Source organism: Synechococcus sp. W4D4, from assembly GCF_047716805.1.
Lineage (GTDB): Bacteria > Cyanobacteriota > Cyanobacteriia > PCC-6307 > Cyanobiaceae > Vulcanococcus.
Genome location: NZ_CP180404.1, coordinates 974,470 through 997,878, shown reverse-complemented (window position 1 = coordinate 997,878; position 23,409 = coordinate 974,470). Strand labels below are relative to the sequence as shown.

Below are 23,409 nucleotides of genomic sequence, written 5' to 3'. Positions count from 1 at the left end.
GGGCGATTCAGTAGGGTGGTGACTAATCCGAACTGTCTGCCGTTTCGATGGCCAAACGCCGCAACCTCAAGAAGGAAAAGCAAGAGCGCAACCGCGCCTATGCCCGCAAGTTCAAAAAGCGGAAAATGCGGAACGATGGCCGTGGCGAAGGTGCTGGTAACGGTGTGACCGGTACGGCCAACAACGGCGGCGCTGCCGACTGACCGTCCGTCCGAACTTGACCGCTCTGGGATCCCGTGGGATCCCTTTTTTTTGCTCTATCCGTCGACCTGGCCATGTTTCTCAGCGTCGTCATCCCCACCTACAACCGTTTGCCGATTCTCGAGAAGTGCCTTCGGGCCCTCGAACGGCAGCGACTGGCGTCACCGATCACCGACTACGAAGTGGTCGTTGTCGATGACGGTTCCACCGACGAGACGGTGGTTTGGTTAGGCCAGCATCAGGCTGAACTCCCGCATGTCCGCCTGGTTGAGCAGGATCATGGTGGGCCTGCTGCAGGGCGCAACCGGGGAGTCGACCACGCTCGCGGGGACGTGATTGTCTTCATTGACAGCGACCTGGTGGTGACCGAGGAGTTCCTCTTAAGCCACGCCAGCCAACTCCAGCAGAGCTGGGAGGAGCGGGGTGATCGCCTCTGCTTCACCTACGGAGCGGTCATTAATACAGCCAATTTTGAGGATCCAACGAGCGAACCCCATAAGATCCGCGACCTCTCCTGGGCTTACTTCGCCACCGGCAATGTCGCGATTGACCGTGAGGTCCTGGAACGGAGTGGTCTCTTTGACACTCGCTTCCGCCTCTATGGCTGGGAAGATCTGGAGTTGGGGGAGCGCCTGCGCCAAATGGGGGTCGCGCTGGTGCGTTGTCCAGCCGCTGTTGGCTATCACTGGCACCCACCCCTGAGTTTGGAGCAGGTTCCTCGCCTGATTGCCGTTGAAGGGCAACGGGCCAAGATGGGATTGGTGTTCTACAAGAAACACCCCACCCGCCGAGTGCGGTTCATCATTCAATTCACTGTCCTCCACCGGATCCTTTGGGAGCTGTTGACCCTGGGTGGGGCACTGAACGAGCGCAGTCTCCGGCCTGTGCTCGCCTGGTTGATCCGAAAGGGCCAGGCGGCTTGGGCAATGGAGCTGCTCAGGCTTCCTTTGAATCGGATCGGAGTTCGAGCCCTCTATGCCGAGGCACGGGCCGCTGGCTTGCGCTGACTAGAAGTCCTGTTTGGTAGTGTTCACAGGCACTTTCAAACCGCACACCTGCGCGTTTCGGGTGATCAACCGTTCATTCAGGTTCGCCCTGTTCGGTCGGTCCCTGGCAGGTGGAGGCAAACCCGAAACCTCAACACAACATGGCTGTCGTCACTCTCTCCGAAATGATGGAGGCGGGTGCCCACTTCGGGCACCAAACTCGCCGCTGGAACCCCAAGATGTCGCGCTACATCTATTGCGCGCGCAACGGTGTCCACATCATCGATCTTGTGCAAACCGCGGTTTGCATGAACAACGCGTACAAGTGGGTGCGTAGTGCTGCACGCAGCGGCAAGCGTTTCCTGTTTGTGGGCACCAAGAAGCAGGCCTCGGAGGTCATCGCCATCGAAGCCAGCCGTTGCGGTGCGGCTTACGTCAACCAGCGTTGGTTGGGCGGCATGCTCACCAACTGGACCACGATGCGCGCCCGTATCGATCGTCTGAAAGACCTCGAGCGGATGGAGTCCTCCGGCGCCATTGCCATGCGTCCGAAGAAAGAAGCCGCTGTTCTGCGCCGCGAGCTCGACCGTCTGCAGAAGTACCTGGGCGGTCTGAAGAACATGCGCCGTCTCCCCGACGTGGTGGTTCTGGTGGACCAGCGCCGCGAGACCAACGCTGTGCTCGAGGCCCGCAAGCTGGACATCCCCCTGGTGTCGATGCTTGACACCAATTGCGACCCCGATCTCTGCGACGTGCCCATTCCCTGCAACGACGACGCAGTGCGTTCGGTGCAGCTGGTGCTCGGACGTCTTGCAGATGCCATCAACGAAGGCCGCCACGGCTCCGCTGAGCAAGGCGCCTACGAAGAAGCCCAGGCCTGATTCGTTTCTGCCCCCAGTGGTTGATGCCAGGAGCTTCCCCTCGGGGAAGCTCTTCGGTGTTTAGCCCCTGTCTTGATTTTCCCCCTTTCATCACCGCTACTCCCCATGGCTGAGATTTCCGCCAAGCTCGTCAAAGAACTGCGCGACATGACCGGCGCAGGAATGATGGATTGCAAGAAGGCACTCAACGAGACCAACGGCGACAAGGACAAAGCCGTGGAATGGCTGCGTCAGAAGGGCATTGCCTCCGCTGAGAAAAAGTCTGGTCGTGCTGCTGCTGAGGGCGCCATCGGCAGCTACATCCACACCGGTGCTCGCGTCGGCGTTCTGGTTGAAGTGAACTGCGAAACCGACTTCGTCGCCCGTGGCGAAATCTTCCAGGAGCTGGTTCGCAACGTGGCCATGCAAGTCGCCGCATGCCCCAACGTTGACTTCGTCAAGGTGGACGAGATCCCCGCTGAAGTCGCCGAGCGTGAGAAGCAGATCGAGATGGGCCGCGATGACCTCGCCGGCAAGAAAGAAGAGATGAAGGAGAAGATCGTTGCGGGCCGCATTGGCAAGCGCCTCAAAGAGATGTCTCTGCTCGATCAGGCCTACATCAAGGACAGCGGCATGACCGTGGACGAGCTGGTCAAGCAAGTCTCCGGCAAGGTTGGCGAGAACATTCAGGTTCGCCGCTTCGTTCGCTTCAACCTTGGCGAAGGCATCGAAATCGAGAAGATGGACTTCGCAGCCGAAGTGGCCGCCATGCAGGCTGCTTGATCGGGAGCCGCCCTCTCAGCTCACTGTTGTTGTGAGTCCTGTGGACCCCAACGCACGATCCCTAGACGAGGCCAAAGCACAACTCCTCTCGCTGCTTCAGCAGCAGGAGGAGTTCACCCCGGCCCTGTATCGCGATTTGGCCCTGTACCTCCAGGTGCTGCGCGATGGCCTGTTGCACAGCGTGCAGCAGGCCTGTTTTCATTTGGCCACTCAGGTGGTTCCTGAGCGTTACAACCAACTGCCGCCTGAGCGCCGACAGACCTTTCAACGGCGCCTCCAGAGCTTGGTCAAGCGTTCCTGCTCTCTGTTGACGGTGGAGCAGGTCATGGTCCTGGCAGCTCAGCAGACCCGCAAGCAGCAGCGTCGTCAGCTGCAGGAGCAGCAGAAGCTCTTGCAATCGATGCTGGAAGGGCGAGATCCAGCTCACTCATCGCCCACTGAAGCTTTATCCCCTTCTGAGCTTGCACCAGCGGAACAGGCCCCTCAGTCGGTGAACTTGAGTCTGGATCTCCCCCTGACGGCTGATCTGTTTGACAGCGGCGTCCCCGGCTTGCCCCCATTGACACCGCCCCGTCACGCAAGCGAGGAGGAGGAGGCTTCCCCAGAGCCGGCTCCCCCTGAAGGCGACTTGGCACTGCTCCAGTCGCTCTTCGCGATGGCCTCAGAGACCCTCAACACCGCCTCTTCGGTGCCCGAGAACTCAGAAGCCGAAGAGGAGGAAGAGGAGCAGGGAGATAGCGGCTCCCCCTTGGAGCTGCTCTCTTTGGAGGTCACCAGTTCGCATTTGCCCAAAGACCCTCTGCTCCAGGTTCGCTGGTGGGCCCACTTCGATCGGGCCTTGCGCAGGCGTCTTCGCAATCTTTCCCATGCGATCAATGTCGAAATGATGCGCGTGGGCCTGGCGCAAGGTCTGCTGCCCTTGAACCTCCTGGATGCCGTTTTGGATGGGCAAGTCGAAGCGCTGCCAGCGCCCGCCAATGTCCTGCGGATAGCCCTGCCGTTGTCGTTGAATCCAGCGGCGCCTGCCAGTGCCCCGAGCGAGGTTCTGACCTTGCTATTGCGCAGTGCTGATCTGGAGTTTGAACAACCCCGTTTGCGCACCTGCCGTCAGCGCCTCGAACAGCGGCGCCGCACATTGCGCACAATGGCCAAGCGGTATCGCACCTGGCAGCGCCGGGTCAGCGCCCTCGAGGCAGAGCAGCAGTGGTTCCAGGACAGTGCCCCACCCCAGGATCCAGCAAGGGATCGCATCTAGCGATCCAGGCCTGGCTGCGTCCGTTGCAACAGGCGCTCCAGCTGGAGGCTGATCGCGGTTTTGAAGATCTGCTGGGCCGCAAGGAGCGCTTCAGCAGCTTTCTTGAGCGGGCCCTGGGGACACCACCGGAGGACCTCGATGGGCAGCGGTTCTCAGGCCTCAGTGCGCTGGCTCATGACTTCTCCCGCTATGGGGAGATGAGCCAGTCCCGTCGTCAGAGCCTGGTTCGCCGCTGCCGGCAGTACCTCTTTGAACTGCAACGGGCGGTCCAGCCGGTGCAACCGGTTGCACCACCCAGGCTGCGCGTGGTGTCCACAGGCCCCTCGGTCCCCTCGGCCCCTGGGCAGGCCATCCGGCCGGAGACCCCTTTGAGTGAGGTCCGTGGTGTGGGCCCCAAAAGTGCAACGCGGCTGGCTGCCCTCGATCTTTGGGTCGCTCGGGACCTCGTTCGCTACTACCCGCGCGATTACCTCGATTACGCCAATTTGGTTCGAATTGCTGGCCTAGAGCCAGGCAAGACAGCCACCATCGTGGCCACGGTCCGCCGGAGCCACAGCTTTACCAGTCCCCGCAATCCGAACCTCTCGATTCTTGAACTGCATTTGGCCGATATCACCGGCCGGATCCGGGTCTCGAAGTTCTTCGCAGGAAAGCGCTTTAGTTCGCCCGCTTGGCTGAAGGCCCAGCAACGGAACTATCCAGTCGGGGCCTCCGTGGCGATTAGTGGCTTGGTGAAGGAAACCCCCTACGGTCCAGCCTTTCAAGACCCCTTAATGGAGGTCCTGGAGAGCCCCAATGCCACGGTGCGCAGTGAGCAGATTGGGCGTCTGCTGCCTGTCTATGGGCTGACGGAGGGGTTGACGGCCGATCGTCTACGCAATCTGATCCGTCCTGTGGTGGCTGCGGCGTGCCACTGGGGTGATCCTCTCCCGCAGGACGTTCAGGCCAGCGAGGGACTTGTTCCGCTGCCGGAGGCGTTGAACCAGATCCATGGGCCCACCAACCAAGAGAGCTTGAGTGCGGCACGCCACCGCCTGGTCTTTGACGAGTTCCTGCTTTTGCAGTTGGGCTTGTTGCAGCGTCGCCGCCAGCTGACCAGTCGCCCGGCTCCAGCGCTTGCGGTCGGGGGCGATGCGCTGCTTCAGGACTTTCTGCAGCTGCTTCCATTCCCCCTGACGGGAGCCCAGCAGCGTGTTTTGGCAGAAATCCGCGCTGATCTCTGCCGGGATCAACCGATGGCCCGGCTGGTGCAGGGGGATGTCGGCAGCGGTAAGACCGTTGTTGCCATCGCCGCACTCCTCACCGCCATTGATTCCGGTTGTCAGGGGGCCTTGATGGCACCGACCGAGGTCTTGGCGGAACAGCACTACCGGAAGCTCTGCGAGTGGCTTCCGCAACTGCATGTCACCTGCGCCCTGTTAACCGGTTCGACGACCATGCGACGGCGGCGTGAACTCTTGGCCGATTTGGCCAATGGAACCCTGAAGATGCTGGTTGGAACCCATGCTCTTCTGGAGGATCCTGTCCAGTTCCAACGCCTGGGTCTCGTCGTTGTCGATGAGCAGCATCGCTTTGGCGTCCATCAGCGCAACCGCTTGCTGGATAAGGGTCTGCAGCCCCATCTGTTGACCATGACGGCTACGCCGATCCCTCGGACCCTCGCGCTATCGATTCACGGGGACCTGGAGGTCAGCCAGATTGATGAGCTGCCCCCTGGTCGGACGCCCATTCGAACCAGCCTTCTGGCCAGTGCCGATCGTGATGAGGCCTACAGCCTGATTCGCGAGCAGGTGGCCCTTGGCCAGCGTGCCTATGTCGTCCTGCCCCTGGTTGAGGAGTCAGAGAAGCTCGATCTGCGCTCCGCTGTTGATGTCCACCAGCAGCTCAGTGAGCAGGTGTTCCCCAATCTTCAGGTCGGTCTTCTGCATGGCCGTATGCCCAGTGCTGAGAAGCAGGCCGCGATCACAGCCTTTGCGAGTGGTGAGACCCAGGTCTTGGTCAGCACGACCGTGGTGGAGGTCGGTGTCGATGTGCCGGAGGCCAGCGTGATGGTGATTGACCATGCCGATCGCTTCGGGCTGGCCCAGCTACACCAGTTGCGGGGCCGCGTTGGCCGTGGGGCTGCTGCCTCCTACTGCCTGCTGGTCAATGACAGTCGTAATGCCCTTGCCCGTCAGCGTTTAGAGGTCTTGGTGCGCTCCAACGACGGATTTGAAATTGCTGAGATGGATCTGCGCCTGCGCGGCCCTGGACAGGTTCTAGGCACCCGCCAGAGCGGCCTTCCGGATCTCGCCCTGGCCAGCCTTACCGATGATGGCGAGGTTCTGGAGCAGGCCCGGCGGGTGGCCCAGGAGATCGTCGCGGCGGACCCTGACCTCCAGCAGCATCCAGGCCTTGCCAAGGTGCTGAGTGACCAACGTCACCGTGTTGCCCAAGCAGCCCGTCTGAACTGATGTCTCTGCGGCCCTGGAGTGAGATCGCCATCAGTGACTGCGGTGAGTTGCTGGAGCCGCTACCCGTGGCTCTGTTTCGGATGGAACCGCACCCCTATGCCGCCATCGGTGCTCCCTATGGCGAAGGCTCTTGCCCCTTTCGCCTGCGCCGTGGGGTCATCAAACGTCTACTGCAAGCCCAAAGCCACCTGCTGGATCAGGGCACTGGCTACCGATTGGCGATCTTTGATGCTTGGCGCCCGATCGCCGTGCAGCGCTACATGGTCGATCACACCATCGGCGTGGAGTGCAACGCACGGGGATTGGATCCCCAGCAGGATTTGCCCGAAGTCCGTTCCGTGATTGAGGAAGTCGGACGCTTTTGGGCTCCCCCCAGCCTGGATCCCAGCTCGCCACCACCCCACAGCACAGGTGCGGCTGTCGACCTCACCCTGCTGGATCACAGCGGACAGCTTGTCGATATGGGCTCTGCGATCGATGCGATTGGAGCTGTTTCAGAACCGAATCACTACCTGGAGGTTGCCAATGGCACGGGCAATGGCGAAGAACGGGATCAAGCTCTCCAGTGGCACCACCGCCGCAGTCTGCTCGCTGAGGCGATGGTCGCCGCTGGCTTCGCGCAACACCCCAATGAGTGGTGGCATTTCAGCTACGGAGATCAGCTATGGGCCTGGCGCACCGGCCAACCCCAGGCCCTCTATGGCCGCTCGTCAGAGGGTTGAGTTGACCAGCTCTTTCACTGACTCGCTGCCCAGCTTGGCGACGTAGTCGCCGAAGCTGCGGCGACCACCGGCAGCCTTCCAGCCTTTGAGGAGTGGTTCGATTGTGGTCTCCAACTTCTCGAGGGGCATGCGCTCGAGGTAGGGCTGCGCAAGGCGACTCAAATTGGGGGTACCCCCCAGCCAGAGCTGGTACTGATTGACACCGTCACCCACCAGACCCAACTCCGCCATGTAGGGACGGGCACATCCGTTGGGGCAGCCGGTCATGCGAACAAGAATTGATTTCTCGATCTCCAGGCGACGCAATTGCGCATCGAGACGATCCAACACATTGGGAAGGATTCGCTCCGCTTCGGTTACCGCGAGCCCACAAAGCGGAAGAGCGGGACAGGCAATGGCATGGCGGGCCAGCAGATCTGGTGCTTCGGGGGTCTCAACGCCCAACGCCGCCAGGGCGTCTTTCACGGCGGACCGTTGGGAGGTGCCGATGTTGCAGAGCAGTAAGTCCTGGTTGGGGGTCAGCCGAATCTCCAGCTGATAGGTCTCAACCAGCTGGCGCAAGCCGCGCTTGAGATCACCGGAGAGGCGCCCACACAGCAGCGGAATACCGATGAACCATTTCCCGGCACTGATCCGGTGCCAGCCGAGATAGTCCTCCAGCTTGGCTTTGGGCTCGAGTCGCATCCCTTTGATCGGTTGCGAGAAGTACTTGCCTTGGAGCTCCTGCTTGAACCAGCGGATCCCCTGGTCATGAATCAGATATTTCAAACGTGCGTGGCGCCGGTTGTTGCGGTCGCCGTGGTCGCGTTGCAACGCGAGGATCGCCTGAACGAGATCAAAGATGTGTTCCGCTGCCACGTAGCCCAGCGGATCGGCAGTCCGGGCAAAGGTCTCTTCTTTGTTGTGGGTGCGGCCCATGCCTCCACCGACATACACGTTGCAGCCTCTGAGTTCGCCATTGGCATCGGCAAAGGCCACCAGCCCAATGTCTTGGGTCAGGAGATCAACGGAGTTGTCGCCGGGAACCGTGACGGCCACCTTGAACTTGCGAGGTAGGTAGGTCGTTCCGTAGAGAGGTTCGTTCGCGTCACCGCTGAACACCCCGCCATCCTGCTGACGTTCACGGGCCTTTTTGACGGGGCGACTGGGCTTGATCCGGTAGCTCAGATCACCGTCGACCCAGAGGTCGAGATAGCTGCCCTCCGCAGCTTGAGGGCTGAGGACGTCGGCAATGTCATTGGCCAACTGGCGGGCCGCTGGGTAGCCGCCCTTTTCAAAGGGGGCCGCTGGTGCCATGACGTTGCGGTTGATATCCCCGCAGGCCGCCAAGGTTGATCCCATGGAGCGCAGGATCGTCCCGATCACCTCTTTGAGGTTCTCTTTCCGGATGCCATGCATCTGAAAGGCCTGGCGGGTGGTGGCCCGCAGGGTTCCGTTCCCGAGGCGATCCGCTAGCTCATCCATCGCCAGATACAGGCCAGTCGAGATCCGTCCCGCAGGGCTGCGCAGCCGCAGCATCATCTGCCAATCCTTGTCTTGACCCTTTTGGCGGTTCTCGCGGTTGTCCTGTTGGTAGCTGCCGTGGAACTTCAGCAGTTGAACAGCCCCATCGCTGAAGTGGCTGAGGTCGTTTTGAAGCTCAGCGGCCAGTGGGTCCTTCAGGTACCCGCTGTCCGCCTTGAGCTGTTCAAACTTGGTGCGTTCAGCGCCTGTGGCGATCGATGGGGAAAACGTCCGATCCTCAGGGCTGCTCTGCTCCGAATCCCCTACGGACTGCCCTACGGCCACGCTCACGCACCACGTACAGATGTCCTTCGACCGTAGCGAAGCACCGATCAGGCTTGGGACTGGGGCCGTTTCAATAAGCTGATCGGCTGTCGAGGCCTCCTGCTCCGTGTCCACCTTTCTGCTTGAGATCGGGACCGAGGAGTTGCCCGCGGATTTCGCCCGTTTGGCGCTGCCGCAGCTGGAGCAGCAGGTCAAGCGTGATCTCGAGGCGGCTCGACTGACCTACAGCCAGGTGGAGACCACCAGCACCCCACGCCGTCTTGTGGTTCAGGTCTCCGAGTTGGCTGATGGAGCACCCGATCTGCGTGATGAGCGCAAGGGACCACCGGCTGCCCAGGCGTTCAAGGATGGTGTTCCGACACAAGCCGCCATTGGTTTCGCCAGGCGCTGCGGGGTCGAACCTTCTGTTCTGGAGGTGCGCGAGACCCCTAAGGGTCCCTTTGTCTTCGCTGAGGTTCTTGAAGAGGGTCGCCCTGCTCGGGAGCTACTGGCAGAGGCCATCCCCCAGTGGATCGCTGCGCTCCAGGGCCGTCGCTTCATGCGCTGGGGTGTGGGAGAAAGCCGCTTCTCCCGCCCCGTTCGCTGGCTCGTCGCCCTGTTGGGCTCGGAGTTAATTCCCGTCACCCTCACCGGTAGTGACCCGGTTGTGCACTCCGGCCAGATCAGCCGCGGTCATCGTCTTTTCAGCGATGCCGTCCCGATCCCCTCGGCTGAGGTCTACGCCTCTGCCTTGGCCGCCGCTGGGGTCGTGGTCCATCGCCATGAACGAGCTGAGACGATTCGCAGGTCCGTTGAGCAGAGCGCGGCGGCCCTGGACGCCGTCCCCGATCTCCCTGACGATCTGTTCGAAGAACTGACGGATCTGGTCGAGACCCCGCTGCTCATTGAGGGTGACGTCGCAGATCACTATCTAGGGCTGCCCGCTGAAGTGCTGAGCACCGTGATGCGTGCCCACCAGCGCTACGTGCCCTTGTACCGCAAGGAGGCTGATGCCGATCCCCTGGCGCTGGATGCCAGGAAGAGCCTTCTGTCCCGATTCCTCTGCATTGGTAATGGCCTGGCGGAGGCGACGGACACCGTTCGACGGGGCAATGAACGGGTCTTGAAGGCCCGTCTGGCCGATGCCGAGTTTTTTGTTGAAGCGGACCGTGCTGTCCCCAGCATCGATCGCCGCGATCAGCTCAAGCGTGTGACCTTTGCTGAGGGCTTGGGGTCCCTCTTGGACCGGGTCGAACGGCTGGAGTGGCTCACGGATGTCCTGGCCGACCAGCTCGACCTTTCAAAGGAGTCGGTCGCCCATGCGCGCCGTGCTGCTCACCTCTGCAAACACGATCTGGTGAGCCAGATGGTCGGTGAGTTCCCTGAACTCCAGGGGGTGATGGGCGGCAAATACCTTTTGGCTGAAGGTGAGCCGCGGGAGGTCGCCCTTGCTGTTTTGGAGCACTACCAGCCCAAGGGCGCCGGCGATGCCTTGCCCAGCTCTGTTGCGGGGGCCGTCGTTGCTCTGGCGGAGCGCTTTGAGCTGCTCCTGAGCATCTATGCAAAGGGTGAGCGGCCCACTGGTTCCTCTGATCCCTACGCCCTCCGCCGCGCTGGCAATGGGATTCTCCAGATCCTTTGGGATCAGGGATGGAGCCTCAACCTCAAGAGCCTGCTCGAGCGGGCGACCGTGCATTGGGCCTCGCTTCTGCCCCACTTCAAGGTCGATGCCCCTGCGTTGGCTGAGGAACTGGGCGAACTGATGCGTCAACGCCTGCAAAGTCTGCTCGAGGAGGCGGGCACTGACGCCGATCTGGTTCAAGCCGTCGCGGGTGAGAGTGTCTCTCTCCAGCGCCTCTTGGCTGATCCGGCCGATGCCCGCCAGCGGGCTGCCTTGCTGCAATCCCTTCGTTCTGGTGGCGATCTCAGTGCGGTGCAGGCTGTCGTCACCCGCGCCGCGAAGTTGGCCGCCAAGGGTGACCTCTCACCAACTGTTCTCTCCGCCAACGCGGTTGTTGACGAAACGCTCTTTGAAAAAGGCAGTGAAGCGGGGATGCTCGTGGTGCTGAATGGGCTAGAGCCCATCGCCACGGGGTCTGATCCCGATCGTTACGGCCAACTGGCCCAAGGCTTGATCGCTGGTTCCTCCGCTCTGTCGAACTTCTTTGATGGTGAGGACAGCGTGATGGTGATGGCCGAGGACCCGGCCATCCGCACCAATCGCTTGAATCTGTTGGGAGTACTCAACAACCAGGCGTCGGTTCTGGCTGACTTCAGCCGGATCAGTGGCTAAGGCAAACGTCCTAGCCTGGGGGGAATCGAGCGGGCGTTCAGCTGACGACTTCCACAAGCTCTGCGGAGCTCCAAAAGCCATTAAGTCGCGGCGACTTTTCCCTCGCTCCTTTCCGGCAATCCAGTAACGCCAAAGCGCTTTGGCAACTTGCCGTGACGTTGGTGCCCATTGCTCTGCTCTGGGCACTGATACCGATCTGCGCGTCTGAACCTGGCCTGCGCTGGCTGATGGCCCCTGTGCTGCTGGCACTGGTCTTGTTTTCGGCCCGCAGCTTCTCTTTGATGCACGATTGCGGGCATAACACGTTGTGGTCGACCACCTGGTGCAATCGACTGACCGGTTTTGTCCTGGGGTGTCTGAATGCCATTCCGCAATTTCCCTGGTCTCGTGGTCATGCCTTCCATCACAAACACAATGGGAATTGGGATGTCTATCGGGGGCCGTCTTCACTCCTGAGTGTCAATCAGTTCCTGAAGTTGTCGCCTGCTGCCCAGTGGCGCTACCGCGTCATCCGGCACCCCTTGATGCTTTTCCCTGGTGGCTTTTTCTATCTGGTGATCCGGCCAAGGCTCCAGCTACTGCTTGGGGTGGCTGAGTTCATCGGAGCAGCCATAAAGCACGCCGTTCAATTCCCGCGAACCAGTCCTCAGGGTTGGAGGCGTTTTGTTTTGTCCTTCAAGTCCAGCCATTGGTACACGACTGGTGAGTGGATGGACCTGCTTGCGAACAACGTGGTCGTGATCGCCAGTTGGTACTGGATGGCTTCTTGGCTAGGTCTTGGCTTGTTTTTGAGCTGCTATTCCTTTGTCATGGCATGCTCAGCGGCCATGTTTATCTGTGTCTTTTTTGTCCAGCACAACTTCAGTGGGTCCTACACCAGTGGAACGGAAGGCTGGAGCTATTTCAAAGGAGCCATTGAAGGCAGCAGCAACCTTGTGTTGCCAGGTTTCTTGAACTGGTTTACCGCTGATATCGCCTTTCATTCAGTCCATCATCTTTGTGAGCGTATTCCGAATTACAGGCTCAGGGAGTGCCATCTTTTACATTCAGAACTGCTGAAGCGATGCACCTATCTGAGGCTCAGCGACATTCCTCGCTGCTTTGACCTCATCCTTTGGGACTCCGATGCGCTGGAACTGGTCAGCATTCATCAGGCCCAGATGAAAGCTTCGTAGTCGTTTTTTGCCATAGAAAAAGGGCAGTGGAGATCCACTGCCCTTTTATCAGCTGTTAAGTAGCTGGTTTACTTGTTGGTCAGGACAGGTTCACGTTCAGACTTCACTTTGGCCTTTTGGCTGCCAACGCGAATTCCTCCCTTGATGGTGCTAACGGCAAGCATCGCATTCACTTCACCGTCTTCACGTACGGCACTTGGAACGGGCTTGTATCCCTGGGGTGCTAGGGCGTTGCCACGCAGAACAGAGCCGAGGGTGAGCAAGGTGAGCTTGAGCTGCTGCCATGGATTCATCGCCACCACTCGCTTGTAGAGGTAGCTGTCGAAGGTCAGGCGCTGCACATCTTTGTCGTCGCACATCTCGACGAAGGCTTCACGGGCAGCATCGTTCCGGTAGAAGACGTTCTGGAGGATCTCCAGGACCTTGTAGGTTGCGCCGTATTGGCGATCCCACTTCTTCAGGTACTTCTTGAGATCAGCTTCTGTGGGGACGCGCTTACCGCCCTGGCTGGCTTCAACGATTTGCTCGGCACACATCCGACCGCTCTTGGCGGCGAAGTAGATGCCCTCACCGGAGCTCTTGGTGACGTAGCCAGCGGCATCGCCCACGAGGGCCATCCGACCCACAACGCGGCGAGGCCGTGGGTGCTCAGGAATCGGGTGGGCTTCCACCTTGATCACCTCGCCATTCACCAGACGCTTTTTGGCGCGCTCGCGGATCCCTTCCTGAAGGCTCTTGATCAGGGACTGGTTTTCCTGCATGGTGCCTGTCCCAACCGCGACGTGGTCGTACTTAGGGAAGACCCAGGCATAGAAGTCGGGGGACACGTCCGTGCCTACATACATCTCAGCGAGACTTTCGTAGTACTTCATCTCCTCCGCAGGCAGCTTGATGCGCTCCTGGAAGGCGATGGCCACGTTGTAGTCGCCGGCATCCATGGCCTTGGCCACGCGGCTGTTGGCACCGTCGGCGCCGATGATCAGATCAACCTCGAGGGTCTTGGTGTCACCTGTTGCCTCGCCCTCGCTGTAGTCGGAGTAAGTGAGGTTGTAAGGGCCTTGGCGATTGGCTCCGGTGTCGATCTTGGTGACGAGACCATTCACCAGGTGGGCACCCAGTTCGGCGGCCCGGTCACGCATGAAGGCATCCATGACCTCCCGGCGGCACATGCCGATGTACTCGTTCTCGTTATCCAAGTTGATGTCCACCTCACGATTGGAGGGGGAGATCATCTTCATGTTGCGGACCTTGCGGTCGATGATCGACTCGGGCAGGTCGAACTCCTCAACCATGCACAGGGGAATAGCTCCGCCACAGGGCTTCGCGTTGTCGAGCTTGCGCTCGAAGATCCAGGTCTCAATCCCTGCTTTGGCCAGAATTTCTGCAGCACAGGAACCACTCGGGCCGCCGCCCACCACCGCGACTCGCAACATCTTGAAACCCGCTCCGCCAGAAGGATGTTGGGCTGAAGCTAACACCGCTGGATCAGCAACCGCTGGCATCTACAGCATCAGCTCGTAACATCACACAACCCCAGTTCCAACGGGAGTTTTTGCTTGCCTAGCCCCGGTCGACTGACCAGTCAGTACAGGGCAGGCTCAAGCAAGGGCGGCGCTGATCGGCCTGGCATGGATGACATACCCCTCGCCACGCGCACTGTCTCCCCCAGCCTGCAGCGCAAACGCCGGACTCCCGTCGCTTTGGCGAGTGCAGGCGGAGCACTGGTGTTGGTGGCTTCAGTTTTGTATGCGCTGAGGGCTCCGATCCTGCAAAAGCTGGCCCCTGTTCCGGTGGCCGGACTAAGCGCACGGTTGAGCTCCGATGGGCGTCTGCTCGGCCACTTCCCCTATCCCGAGGCCGGCGATGCGGAGTTGATCAGCATTGGCCCGGGCGTCGCGCTGAATGCCCAGGCAGCCGAAGCGCTTCGTGAGATGCGCCGGGCTGCCGATGCCGAGGGTGTGGACCTCAGGGTTTTGAGTGCCTTCCGCTCGATTGCTTTGCAGAAGCAGATCTTTTTTGATGTCAAATCGGAGCGCAACCAAAGCGCCCGTGAACGAGCCCGAGTCAGCGCTCCGCCGGGTTTCTCGGAGCACAGCACTGGTTATGCGGTTGATTTTGGTGATGGCCGCAGGCCAGAGACCCATCTCGCACCGAGTTTTGACAGCACCGAATCTTTTGCCTGGCTCAAGCGCAATGCCAACCGCTTTCACTTCGTTCTCTCGTTTCCTGAGGACAACCGTCAGGGCGTGAGCTACGAGCCCTGGCACTGGCGCTTTGAAGGATCGGCTGATGCTTTGAAGACCTTTGATGCCGCTGGCAAGTTTTCGGATTAATCGATGAGGCCGATTTATGCATGAGGCCGCCATGCCGGAGTTGCTGGCACCGGCCGGCTGTTGGGAGTCCCTGAAGGCTGCCGCTGCCAACGGAGCTGACGCGGTCTACTTCGGAGTCGAGACCTTCAACGCGCGTCTAAGGGCCGAGAACTTCAAGGTTGCTGATCTCCCAGAGGTGATGGATTGGCTGCATCGCCGCGGCCTCAAAGGGTTTCTCACCTTCAACGTCCTGGTTTTTAGCGATGAGCTGACCCGTGCTGCAGAGCTGCTCTTGGCCGCTGAGTCCGCTGGGGTCGACGCCCTGATTGTTCAGGACATCGGGCTTGCTGTGCTGGCACAAGAACTCACCCCAGCACTGGCCATCCATGGTTCGACCCAGATGTCCATCACCAGCGCGGCGGGTGTGGCCATGGCCCAGGAGCTGGGTTGCCAGCGGGTGGTCCTGGCCAGGGAGTTGAGCCTCAAGGACCTTCGACGGATTCAGCAGCAGCTGGTGAAACGTCAGATGGAGATGCCCCTGGAGGTTTTTGTTCACGGCGCACTGTGCGTGGCCTACTCCGGCCAGTGCCTCACGAGTGAAGCCCTCGGTCAGCGCAGTGCCAATCGCGGCGAATGCGCCCAGGCATGCCGGTTGCCCTATGAGCTGATCGTCGATGGAGAGGAGCTGGACCTCGGCGAACAGCGTTATCTCCTTTCACCCCAAGATCTGGCTGCGTGGGAGCTTCTTCCCGATCTGGTCGATGCCGGCGTGTCCAGCCTGAAGATTGAAGGGAGGCTCAAAGATGCCACCTATGTGGCCGCTGTCACCGACGCCTATCGCCAGGGGCTTGATCAGCTTTCTGGCGAACGTGAGGCCGTGTCGCCGGCGGATCAGCTTGAGCTCAGACGCAACCTTGAGTTGAGTTTCTCTCGAGGCCTCAGCACCGGTTGGCTCGCCGGCATTGATCACCGCCTCTTGGTCCATGGGCGTTGGAGCAAAAAACGGGGCCCCTGGCTTGGGCGTTTGGAGCGTGTTGAAGGGGATTGGCTGCTGTTTCGGCGGAGGGTGGATTGCAAGGCCGGAGATGGGCTCGTGCTCGAGGTGCCCAATCCCGATCCCCTTCTGCCTCCCAAAGAAGTGGGGGGCCGTGTGATGGCGATTGAGTCCAGGCCCCGCGGAGGATGTGCAGTTCGGCTGGGTCCGAAACGAGTGGATCTGAGGGACTTGCGTACTGGCAGCCCCTGTTGGTTGACCAGTGATCCACAGCGAGAAAGTCGCTTCCAACGCATGGCGGACCGCCCGCTTGAGGAGCAGCGGCGACCCCTGGTCCTGAAAGTCTCTGGCACCAGTGGAGAACCCCTCAGGCTTGAGGTCTCGACAGCCTCTGGTGTGGCAGTCGAGGGATGCATGGTTCTCAGCGAGCAGTCCCTGCAGCCCGCCCAAGGCCAGGCCTTGACCCGCCAGCGCTTGATGCAGCAACTCGGTCGCCTCGGCGGAACGCCATGGCGCTTGGAGCGCCTGGAGCTGGAGCTTCAAGACGCTCTGTTTTTGCCAGTTGCTCAGTTGAACCAACTGCGTCGGCAGCTGGTGGACCAGCTCGCTGAACGGCGGATCGAACCCACGACGACACCCATGGCTCTGCAGGAGCAGCGGCCTGTGGCGGCGGCTTTGGCGTCGCTGATGCCTTCTGTTGGTTTGGCGCAGACGCAGGCACCGCAGCTATCGGTCCTGGTTCGGGATTTGGAGCAACTGGATGTACTCAGGGACCTCCCCGTTGATCGGGTGATCGTTGATCTCGAACATCCTGCGCAACTGCGCGAGGCTGTGAAACGCGGTAAGGATTGCTGGCCTGGCGGGATCTGGCTCGCGGGTCAGCGGATCTGCAGGCCCGATGAGTCCTGGAGCTTGGAGCCCTTGATCAGGGCCGAGCCTGATGGCTTCTTGGTGCGCAATGCCGATCAGCTGGAGCGTCTGACGCCCCTTGCCCCTTGCCAAGGCGATTTCTCACTGAACGTCGCCAACCCGATCACAGCCCATTGGTTGCTCGAGCGTTGGGGACTGGAGCGGCTGACCGCCAGTTATGACCTAGCCCTCGATCAACTCTTGGCTCTCGTGCGGGGATGTCCCCCCGATGCCCTGGAGCTGACCCTGCACCAGCACATGCCGCTCTTTCATATGGAGCACTGCCTGTTTTGCGCCTTTCTCTCTGATGGGCATGACCACACCGATTGCGGCCGTCCCTGTGAGCAGCATCAGGTCCTCCTGCGGGACCGCAGTGGCGCAGAGCATCCCCTACGCGCTGACCTGGGCTGCCGGAACACTCTGTTTAATGGCCGCGCGCAGACTGCCGCCGAGGCCATCCCCCAGTTCCTCGACGCTGGCGTGCGCCACTTCAGGCTCGAATTGCTGCAGGAGAGCCCGGCTGACACTCAGCGCCGTGTCGCTCTCTACCGCCAGGCCCTCAACGGAGAGATCAGCGGCCGGATGGTTTGGCAGAGCGAACAGTTGGAAAGTCGACTGGGGGTCACCCGCGGAACCCTCACGGAGCGTCAGTGAGAGGGGAACTTCCGGGTGTGCTGCTGGGATAGATTGCGTTAACGCACCGAAGGGTTCTTTGGTTTTGGTGTGTGGTCGTTCGTCACGAACGTTCCAAACACATCAGCCACGCTGCAAGAGATACCGGCTCTGTTCGATCAGGTTCATCCCTGCGACCTTGCCCATGGGTTTCAGCCACCGTTCCCACGCCAACGCCTGCTCTTGAGTTGAGCGTTGCGGCCGCTAGCTCGAGCTGCGGCGTGCTCCAGCCAGACCATCCCTGACCTCCTCCCTCGAGCCCAACCCATGAGCGGCGAGCATCCCGGAACACCGATTCGCAATATCGCGATCATTGCCCACGTCGACCACGGCAAAACCACCCTGGTGGACGCCCTGTTGGCGCAATCGGGCATCTTCCGCGACAACGAGGCCGTCCCCACCTGCGTGTTGGACTCCAACGACCTGGAGCGTGAGCGTGGGATCACGATCCTCTCGAAGAACACCGCGGTGGACTACGAGGGGATCCGCATCAACATCGTGGACACCCCTGGCCACGCCGACTTCGGCGGTGAGGTGGAGCGAGTCCTCGGCATGGTCGACGGCTGCCTTCTGATCGTTGATGCCAACGAGGGGCCGATGCCCCAGACCCGGTTTGTGCTGAAAAAGGCCCTGGAGAAGGGCCTCAGGCCGATCGTGTTCGTCAACAAGATCGACCGCGCCCGCGTTGACCCCGAGCAGGCCGTCGACAAGGTTCTCGATCTGTTCCTGGAACTCGGCGCTGACGACGACCAGTGCGACTTCCCCTACCTGTTCGGTAGTGGCATGGGCGGCTACGCCAAGCCCGACATGAAGACCGAGAGCGAGAACATGCGTCCGCTCTTCGACGCGATTCTGCGCCATGTTCCGCCCCCGGTCGGTGATCCCGAGAAGCCCCTGCAGCTGCAGGTAACCACCCTCGACTACAGCGATTTCCTCGGCCGGATCATGATCGGCCGGATCCACAACGGCACCATCAAAGGCAACCAGCCCGTCGCCCTGTTGCGTGACGATGGCAGCGTCAAGCGCGGTCGCATCAGCAAGCTTTTGGGTTTCCAGGGCCTCCAGCGCGTCGAGGTCGAAGAAGCCCGCGCCGGTGACCTGGTCGCCGTCTGCGGTTTTGACGAGGTGAACATCGGCGAAACGATCGCCTGCCCCGATGAGCCCCAGGCTCTGCCCCTGATCAAGGTGGATGAGCCCACCTTGCAGATGACCTTTGTGGTCAACGACTCCCCCTTCGCCGGTAAGGAAGGCAAGTTCGTCACCAGCCGTCAGGTGCGCGATCGTCTGAACAAGGAGCTGCTGACCAACGTTGCACTGCGGGTTGAAGACACCGATTCCCCTGACCGCTGGGCCGTCAGTGGCCGCGGTGAGCTGCACCTGGGAATCCTGATTGAGACCATGCGCCGCGAGGGCTATGAGTTCCAGGTCTCTCAGCCTCAGGTGATCTTCCGCACCATTGATGGCACCCCATCGGAGCCATACGAAACCCTGGTGCTGGATGTGCCTGAGGAGTCTGTTGGTGCCTGCATCGAGAAGCTCGGCGTCCGCAAGGCCGAGATGCAGAACATGGAGAACACCAACGACGGCCGCACCCAGCTGGAGTTCGTGGTGCCCTCCCGTGGCCTGATTGGTTTCCGCGGTGAGTTCATCCGCGCCACCCGTGGTGAGGGGATCATGAGCCATTCCTTCCTGGACTACCGCGCGATGCAGGGTGACTTCGACACCCGTCGCAACGGTGTTCTGATCGCCTTCGAGGAAGGCACGGCCACCTTCTATGCCCTGAAGAACGCCGAGGACCGTGGTCAGTTCTTCATCAGCCCGGGAACCAAGGTCTACAAGGGGATGATTGTTGGCGAGAACAACCGCCCCCAGGATCTTGACCTGAACGTCTGCAAGACCAAGCAGCTCACCAACATGCGCTCGGCCGGTGCAGAGGAGCTCGACACCCTCCAGGCCCCGATGCAGATGACCCTGGAGCGTGCCCTGGAGTACATCGGCCCCGACGAGATGCTCGAGGTCACTCCGGAGTCCATTCGTTTGCGCAAGCTGCCGGCGAAAAAGCCTGCGAAGCGTTGACCCAGTACCTCGATCCAGAGGAAACCAGCCTGATGCGCGATCCCCGTTTTGGGGAAGCCGTCAGGCTTTTTAATGCCGGCGAGTGGTACGCCTGCCACGACGGTTTTGAAGAGCTCTGGCATGAAACCCAAGGGCCGTGTCGGCGGACCCTGCAGGGCATTCTTCAGATTGCGGTGGCGCATCACCACCTTGATCGCGGCAATCAGCGCGGTGCGATGGTTTTGTTGGGCGAGGGGCTTGGGCGCCTGCAGGGGGCAGGGGCGGTGCAGTTCAACCTGGCCTTGGATCCCCTGCGCCAGGCCGCCCGCGACCGACTCTTGGCCCTGCACGAGAACCGTTCTCTCGAGTCCCTCCCCATTCCCACGCTCGCCACCGTTCGTGCTGATTCCTGAGGTGCTCAGCGGAGCACGGCGATACGATGGGGGTTATCGCGTTGCACGAGTGGGCTTGGCCGCAGATCGCAGCACTGCCCGTCTCCGGAGCAGCCTCCTGAGCATTCGCCTTCCCCTCAGCGTTGCCGCCAGCCTTGGCTTTTTAAGCCTCTGCAGCCTTCCGGCCTGGTCCCAGGCTGTGGTGCCAGCGGCTGAAGTCATCAGCGTTGAAGAGGTGGCGGAGAGCAGCGTTGAGTTAGAAGGCGCCTCCCCGATTCCCACCAAGCCGCTTCGCATCAACACCGGTTTGGTGACCATCGAGTCCGACCAGCAGCAGGCAGATCAGCAGACCGGCGTGATCACGGCCCGCGGCAATGTTCGAATCGTCTATCCCGATGAGCGGGTGGTTGCGACTGCACGCCAGGCCCAGTACTTCAGCAACGAGGGACGGGTTGTCTTAAGCGGGGATGTGGACATTCTTCAGGACGGCGGCAATTGGTTGCGGGCTGAGCAGGTCATCTACCTGGTGGATAGTGAGCGGATGCAGGCCATCCCAGCGCGCGGACAGCAGGTCTTCAGTCGTGTCGTCCTGCAAACCATCCCTAGCTCGGGCCCTGGGACGCCATGAGCCTGGTTCTTGATCGCGTCGCCCTGACGATCGGGGGGCGCCCCCTGGTCAAAGAGGTCAGCCTCAACCTCAATCCAGGTGAGGTGGTGGGTCTGCTCGGGCCAAACGGTGCAGGAAAAACCACCACCTTCAATTTGGTGACCGGATTGCTGCGTCCCGATTCAGGGGCGGTGACCATGGACGGCACCTGCGTGGCTGATTTTTCGATGCCGGAGCGCGCGCGCCTGGGCATCGGTTATCTGCCCCAGGAGGCCAGCGTCTTCCGAAGCCTGAGCGTTCAGGACAACCTGCTGCTGGCTCTTCAAGAAAGTGGGGCTTCCAAGGAGCAGCGACGGGAGCGGGTGGAGCAGTTGGTCGAGGACTTCCACCTCAAGCCGTTTCAACACCGCCTGGGCTACCAACTCTCCGGTGGTGAACGGCGACGCTGCGAAGTCGCACGGGCCCTTGCCGTGGGGCAAAGCGGTCCGCAGTACCTGTTGTTGGATGAACCGTTTGCCGGCGTCGATCCTCTCGCTGTGTCCGATCTACAAACCTTGATTGCTGGTTTGCGAGATCGAGGCATGGGCGTTCTGATCACGGACCACAACGTGCGAGAGACCCTCTCGATCACTGACCGCGCCTACATCCTTACGGAGGGAAGCATCTTGGCCAGTGGTCCCTCCCGGGAGATGGCCAATGACCCTTTGGTGCGTCGCCACTACCTCGGAGAGGACTTCCGGCTGTGACGATCGCCCCGACCTGGACTGAGCCGTTGCGCCGGCAGTCCCAAAAGCTGCAGCGTCAGTGGAGATCCCTTCCTCTGTTGGATCGCTGGCTGTTTGCCGAGATGCTCGGGCCGTTGCTCTTTGGCATCGCTGCCTTTACGGCGGTTTCTTTGTCGGTCGGGGTGGTCTTTGAGCTAGTCCGCAAGGTGGCGGAAGCTGGCCTCCCGCTTTGGGCCGCTGGCAAAGTTCTTGCCCTCCGCATGCCGGGTTTCCTCGTTCTGTCGTTCCCGATGGCGACGTTGATGGCCACCTTGTTGGCCTTCAGTCGTCTCTCCGGAAGCAGCGAACTCACGGCCTTGCGCAGTATCGGCGTGAAGACCTGGCGCATGGTGGTCCCCGCCCTGGTGATGGCTGCCCTGATGACGGTGCTGACGTTCGTCTTTAACGATGTCATCGTTCCAAGTGCGAACTATTCAGCCTCGAACGTTCTCGACAGTGCCCTTGGGCGTGCCCTCTCCGCACAGACCGGTAAAAACGTCGTCTATTCCCGCTTCGGCCGGATCACCCCCAAGGAACCCGGTGGGAATGCCGGAGAGGGTTTGACCCAGCTTTTCTATGCCAAGGAATTTAAGAATGGAGAAATGCAGGGGGTCACCCTGCTCGATTTCTCCCGTGAAGACCAACAGCAGGTCCTGACGGCCAACACCGCGGTCTGGGATGAGAACAGGGCGATGTGGGAGTTCCGGAACGGCCGCATCCTCAATATCGACGCCGCGAACAACTTCACCACCTCGGCCAACTACACGAGCTACTACTACCCATTCACTCGGGCACCGCAGGATGTGGGAATGCTTCCCAGTGATGCGGCCCAGATGACCGTGGCCCAGGCGCGCCGTGCCGAAGCCTTGCTGATTCAGGCGGGTGATCAAAAGGAAGCGCGCCGCCTACGGGTTCGCATCCAAGAGAAATTTGCCTTCCCCGCGATTTGCCTGGTGTTCGGTTTGATTGGCAGCAGCCTTGGGGTCAGGCCCAATTCCCGCACGAGCCGAAGCCAGGGCTTTGGCATCAGCGTCCTATTGATCTTTGGCTACTACTTGATGTCATTCATCTTTAGCTCTCTTGGCATCAAGGGCACCCTTTATCCGTTTTTCGCAGCTTGGCTACCGGTCCTGATTGGTCTCGGTGGCGGTCTTGTTCTGCTTCGCAAGGCAAGCCGCTGATCCTGTCGCTGGCGCGGCAGACTGGTGCACATCTTTGATCTCGTCAGCGGTTTCGTGACCGATCCGGTTCTTGCGCTTGGCCTTTCAGCCTTCGCGCTGCTGCTCCTGGCCCTTCCCCTGTCGTTCTGGAGCGTGAGTGGTGCCGGTCAAGGCAGCACCGTTGTTCGTCTTCTGGTGGCGACGGCCAATTTGGCGTTGACCGCCCAGTTGGTCTTGCGCTGGTGGCAGTCGGGTCACTTCCCGATCAGCAACCTTTACGAATCGCTCTGCTTCCTGGCTTGGGCCTGCACCCTGACCCAATTGCTGGTGGAGCGCACCTACCGCTCCCCCCTGGTGGCGGCATCCGCCACGCCGATGGGTCTGGGCTGCGTGGCCTTCGCCTCCTTTGCCCTGCCTGATCAACTGCAACAAGCGGCACCACTGGTCCCCGCCTTGCGCTCCAGTTGGTTGGTCATGCACGTCAGCGTGATCATGGTCAGCTATGCCGCCTTGCTGGTCGGATCCCTGCTGTCGATGGCGGTCCTCTTCACAGATCGCGGCCAAGCCTTGGAACTGCGCAGTAGTTCCATTGGCAGCGGTGGTTTTCGCCAAGCGCGGCTGGCCGCTGATGGAGCACCCGCCGACCTCTCCTTGAGCAGTGCGTCCCTGTCATTGAGCGAGCAGCTCGACAGCCTCAGCTACCGCACCATCACCGTCGGTTTCTTGTTGCTGTCCGTTGGCATCGTCAGCGGTGCGGTCTGGGCCAATGAGGCCTGGGGAAGCTGGTGGAGTTGGGATCCCAAGGAAACTTGGGCCTTGATTTGTTGGCTGGTGTACGCCGCTTATTTGCACACCCGCCTGAGCCGCGGCTGGCAAGGACGTCGCCCTGCACTGGTTGCTGTGGCTGGATTTGTTGTGATCTGCGTCTGCTACATCGGTGTCAACTTGCTGGGCATTGGTTTGCACAGCTATGGCTGGTTTTTTAGCTGACTTGCGCTGCTAGATAGGTCCACTTAAGACACAAAAAAGCCCCGGCATGCCGGGGCTTT

At 60.9% G+C, this 23,409-nt stretch carries 19 protein-coding genes; 17 read left to right on the top strand and 2 right to left on the bottom strand.

The features are described from left to right. Positions 1–47 precede the first annotated feature (47 nt). From ACLM42_RS05360 to ACLM42_RS05330, 7 genes are all read left to right on the top strand, one after another. Positions 48–203, top strand: coding sequence for a hypothetical protein (locus ACLM42_RS05360; RefSeq protein WP_006850288.1), 156 nt, complete (start codon positions 48–50; stop codon positions 201–203). 72 nt (positions 204–275) lie between these two features. Further along, positions 276–1,208, top strand: a complete 933-nt coding sequence (locus tag ACLM42_RS05355; RefSeq protein ID WP_415399981.1) for a glycosyltransferase family 2 protein — start codon at positions 276–278, stop codon at positions 1,206–1,208. Positions 1,209–1,348: 140 nt separating this feature from the next. Continuing rightward, positions 1,349–2,068: a 30S ribosomal protein S2 gene (gene rpsB, locus ACLM42_RS05350; protein ID WP_415399980.1), complete on the top strand. Its 720-nt coding sequence runs from the start codon at positions 1,349–1,351 to the stop codon at positions 2,066–2,068. A gap of 105 nt (positions 2,069–2,173) precedes the next feature. After that, positions 2,174–2,830: a translation elongation factor Ts gene (tsf, locus tag ACLM42_RS05345; RefSeq protein WP_247910946.1), complete on the top strand. Its 657-nt coding sequence runs from the start codon at positions 2,174–2,176 to the stop codon at positions 2,828–2,830. 31 nt (positions 2,831–2,861) lie between these two features. After that, positions 2,862–4,085, top strand: a complete 1,224-nt coding sequence (locus ACLM42_RS05340) for a hypothetical protein (RefSeq protein WP_415399979.1) — start codon at positions 2,862–2,864, stop codon at positions 4,083–4,085. A 14-nt stretch (positions 4,086–4,099) separates the two neighbouring features. Then, positions 4,100–6,538 carry an ATP-dependent DNA helicase RecG gene (gene recG, locus ACLM42_RS05335; protein WP_415400134.1) on the top strand — a complete coding sequence of 813 codons (2,439 nt, stop codon included), beginning with the start codon at positions 4,100–4,102 and terminating at the stop codon, positions 6,536–6,538. Beyond that, positions 6,538–7,260: a M15 family metallopeptidase gene (locus tag ACLM42_RS05330; protein WP_247910948.1), complete on the top strand. Its 723-nt coding sequence runs from the start codon at positions 6,538–6,540 to the stop codon at positions 7,258–7,260. Before recG ends, ACLM42_RS05330 begins: the two co-directional genes overlap by 1 nt. Here the strand turns inward: ACLM42_RS05330 and sir are convergent. Beyond that, entirely contained in the window at positions 7,249–8,979 is a 1,731-nt protein-coding gene (gene sir / locus ACLM42_RS05325; RefSeq protein WP_415400133.1) for a sulfite reductase, ferredoxin dependent, read from the bottom strand. The two genes, ACLM42_RS05330 and sir, sit on opposite strands and share 12 nt — an antisense overlap. Before the next feature lie 175 nt (positions 8,980–9,154). Between sir and glyS the strand changes: the two genes are divergently transcribed. Next, the gene (gene glyS, locus ACLM42_RS05320) at positions 9,155–11,320 is read left to right on the top strand and encodes a glycine--tRNA ligase subunit beta (protein ID WP_415399978.1); all 2,166 of its coding nucleotides are present in this window, start codon (positions 9,155–9,157) and stop codon (positions 11,318–11,320) included. Positions 11,321–11,547: 227 nt separating this feature from the next. Then, positions 11,548–12,495 carry a fatty acid desaturase gene (locus ACLM42_RS05315; protein ID WP_415399977.1) on the top strand — a complete coding sequence of 316 codons (948 nt, stop codon included), beginning with the start codon at positions 11,548–11,550 and terminating at the stop codon, positions 12,493–12,495. A gap of 68 nt (positions 12,496–12,563) precedes the next feature. Here ACLM42_RS05315 and chlP read toward each other — a convergent pair whose 3' ends face one another. After that, positions 12,564–13,928, bottom strand: a complete 1,365-nt coding sequence (gene chlP, locus ACLM42_RS05310; protein ID WP_247910950.1) for a geranylgeranyl reductase — start codon at positions 13,926–13,928, stop codon at positions 12,564–12,566. A 195-nt stretch (positions 13,929–14,123) separates the two neighbouring features. Here chlP and ACLM42_RS05305 point away from each other — a divergent pair, with 195 nt between their 5' ends. The 8 genes from ACLM42_RS05305 (at position 14,124) to ccsB (ending at position 23,350) form a co-directional block, all read left to right on the top strand. Beyond that, entirely contained in the window at positions 14,124–14,828 is a 705-nt protein-coding gene (locus ACLM42_RS05305) for a D-alanyl-D-alanine carboxypeptidase family protein (RefSeq protein ID WP_415399976.1), read from the top strand. A gap of 16 nt (positions 14,829–14,844) precedes the next feature. Beyond that, a complete protein-coding gene (locus tag ACLM42_RS05300) occupies positions 14,845–17,364 on the top strand; it encodes a DUF3656 domain-containing U32 family peptidase (RefSeq protein ID WP_415399975.1) in 2,520 nt (839 codons plus the stop codon). Between the two features lie 285 nt (positions 17,365–17,649). Further along, complete coding sequence (typA, locus tag ACLM42_RS05295) at positions 17,650–19,458, top strand: translational GTPase TypA (RefSeq protein ID WP_247910953.1); 1,809 nt, start codon at positions 17,650–17,652, stop codon at positions 19,456–19,458. Further along, the gene (locus tag ACLM42_RS05290; RefSeq protein ID WP_415399974.1) at positions 19,455–19,850 is read left to right on the top strand and encodes a DUF309 domain-containing protein; all 396 of its coding nucleotides are present in this window, start codon (positions 19,455–19,457) and stop codon (positions 19,848–19,850) included. Before typA ends, ACLM42_RS05290 begins: the two co-directional genes overlap by 4 nt. A 49-nt stretch (positions 19,851–19,899) precedes the next feature. Next, complete coding sequence (locus tag ACLM42_RS05285) at positions 19,900–20,457, top strand: LptA/OstA family protein (RefSeq protein WP_415399973.1); 558 nt, start codon at positions 19,900–19,902, stop codon at positions 20,455–20,457. Then, on the top strand, positions 20,454–21,182 hold the full coding sequence (gene lptB, locus ACLM42_RS05280) for an LPS export ABC transporter ATP-binding protein (RefSeq protein WP_247910955.1): 729 nt from the start codon (positions 20,454–20,456) through the stop codon (positions 21,180–21,182). The genes ACLM42_RS05285 and lptB overlap by 4 nt, the downstream gene beginning before the upstream one ends. Continuing rightward, the gene (locus tag ACLM42_RS05275) at positions 21,179–22,381 is read left to right on the top strand and encodes an LptF/LptG family permease (RefSeq protein WP_247910956.1); all 1,203 of its coding nucleotides are present in this window, start codon (positions 21,179–21,181) and stop codon (positions 22,379–22,381) included. Before lptB ends, ACLM42_RS05275 begins: the two co-directional genes overlap by 4 nt. A 24-nt stretch (positions 22,382–22,405) precedes the next feature. Continuing rightward, the gene (gene ccsB / locus ACLM42_RS05270) at positions 22,406–23,350 is read left to right on the top strand and encodes a c-type cytochrome biogenesis protein CcsB (RefSeq protein WP_415399972.1); all 945 of its coding nucleotides are present in this window, start codon (positions 22,406–22,408) and stop codon (positions 23,348–23,350) included. The last annotated feature ends 59 nt before the right edge of the window (positions 23,351–23,409 follow it).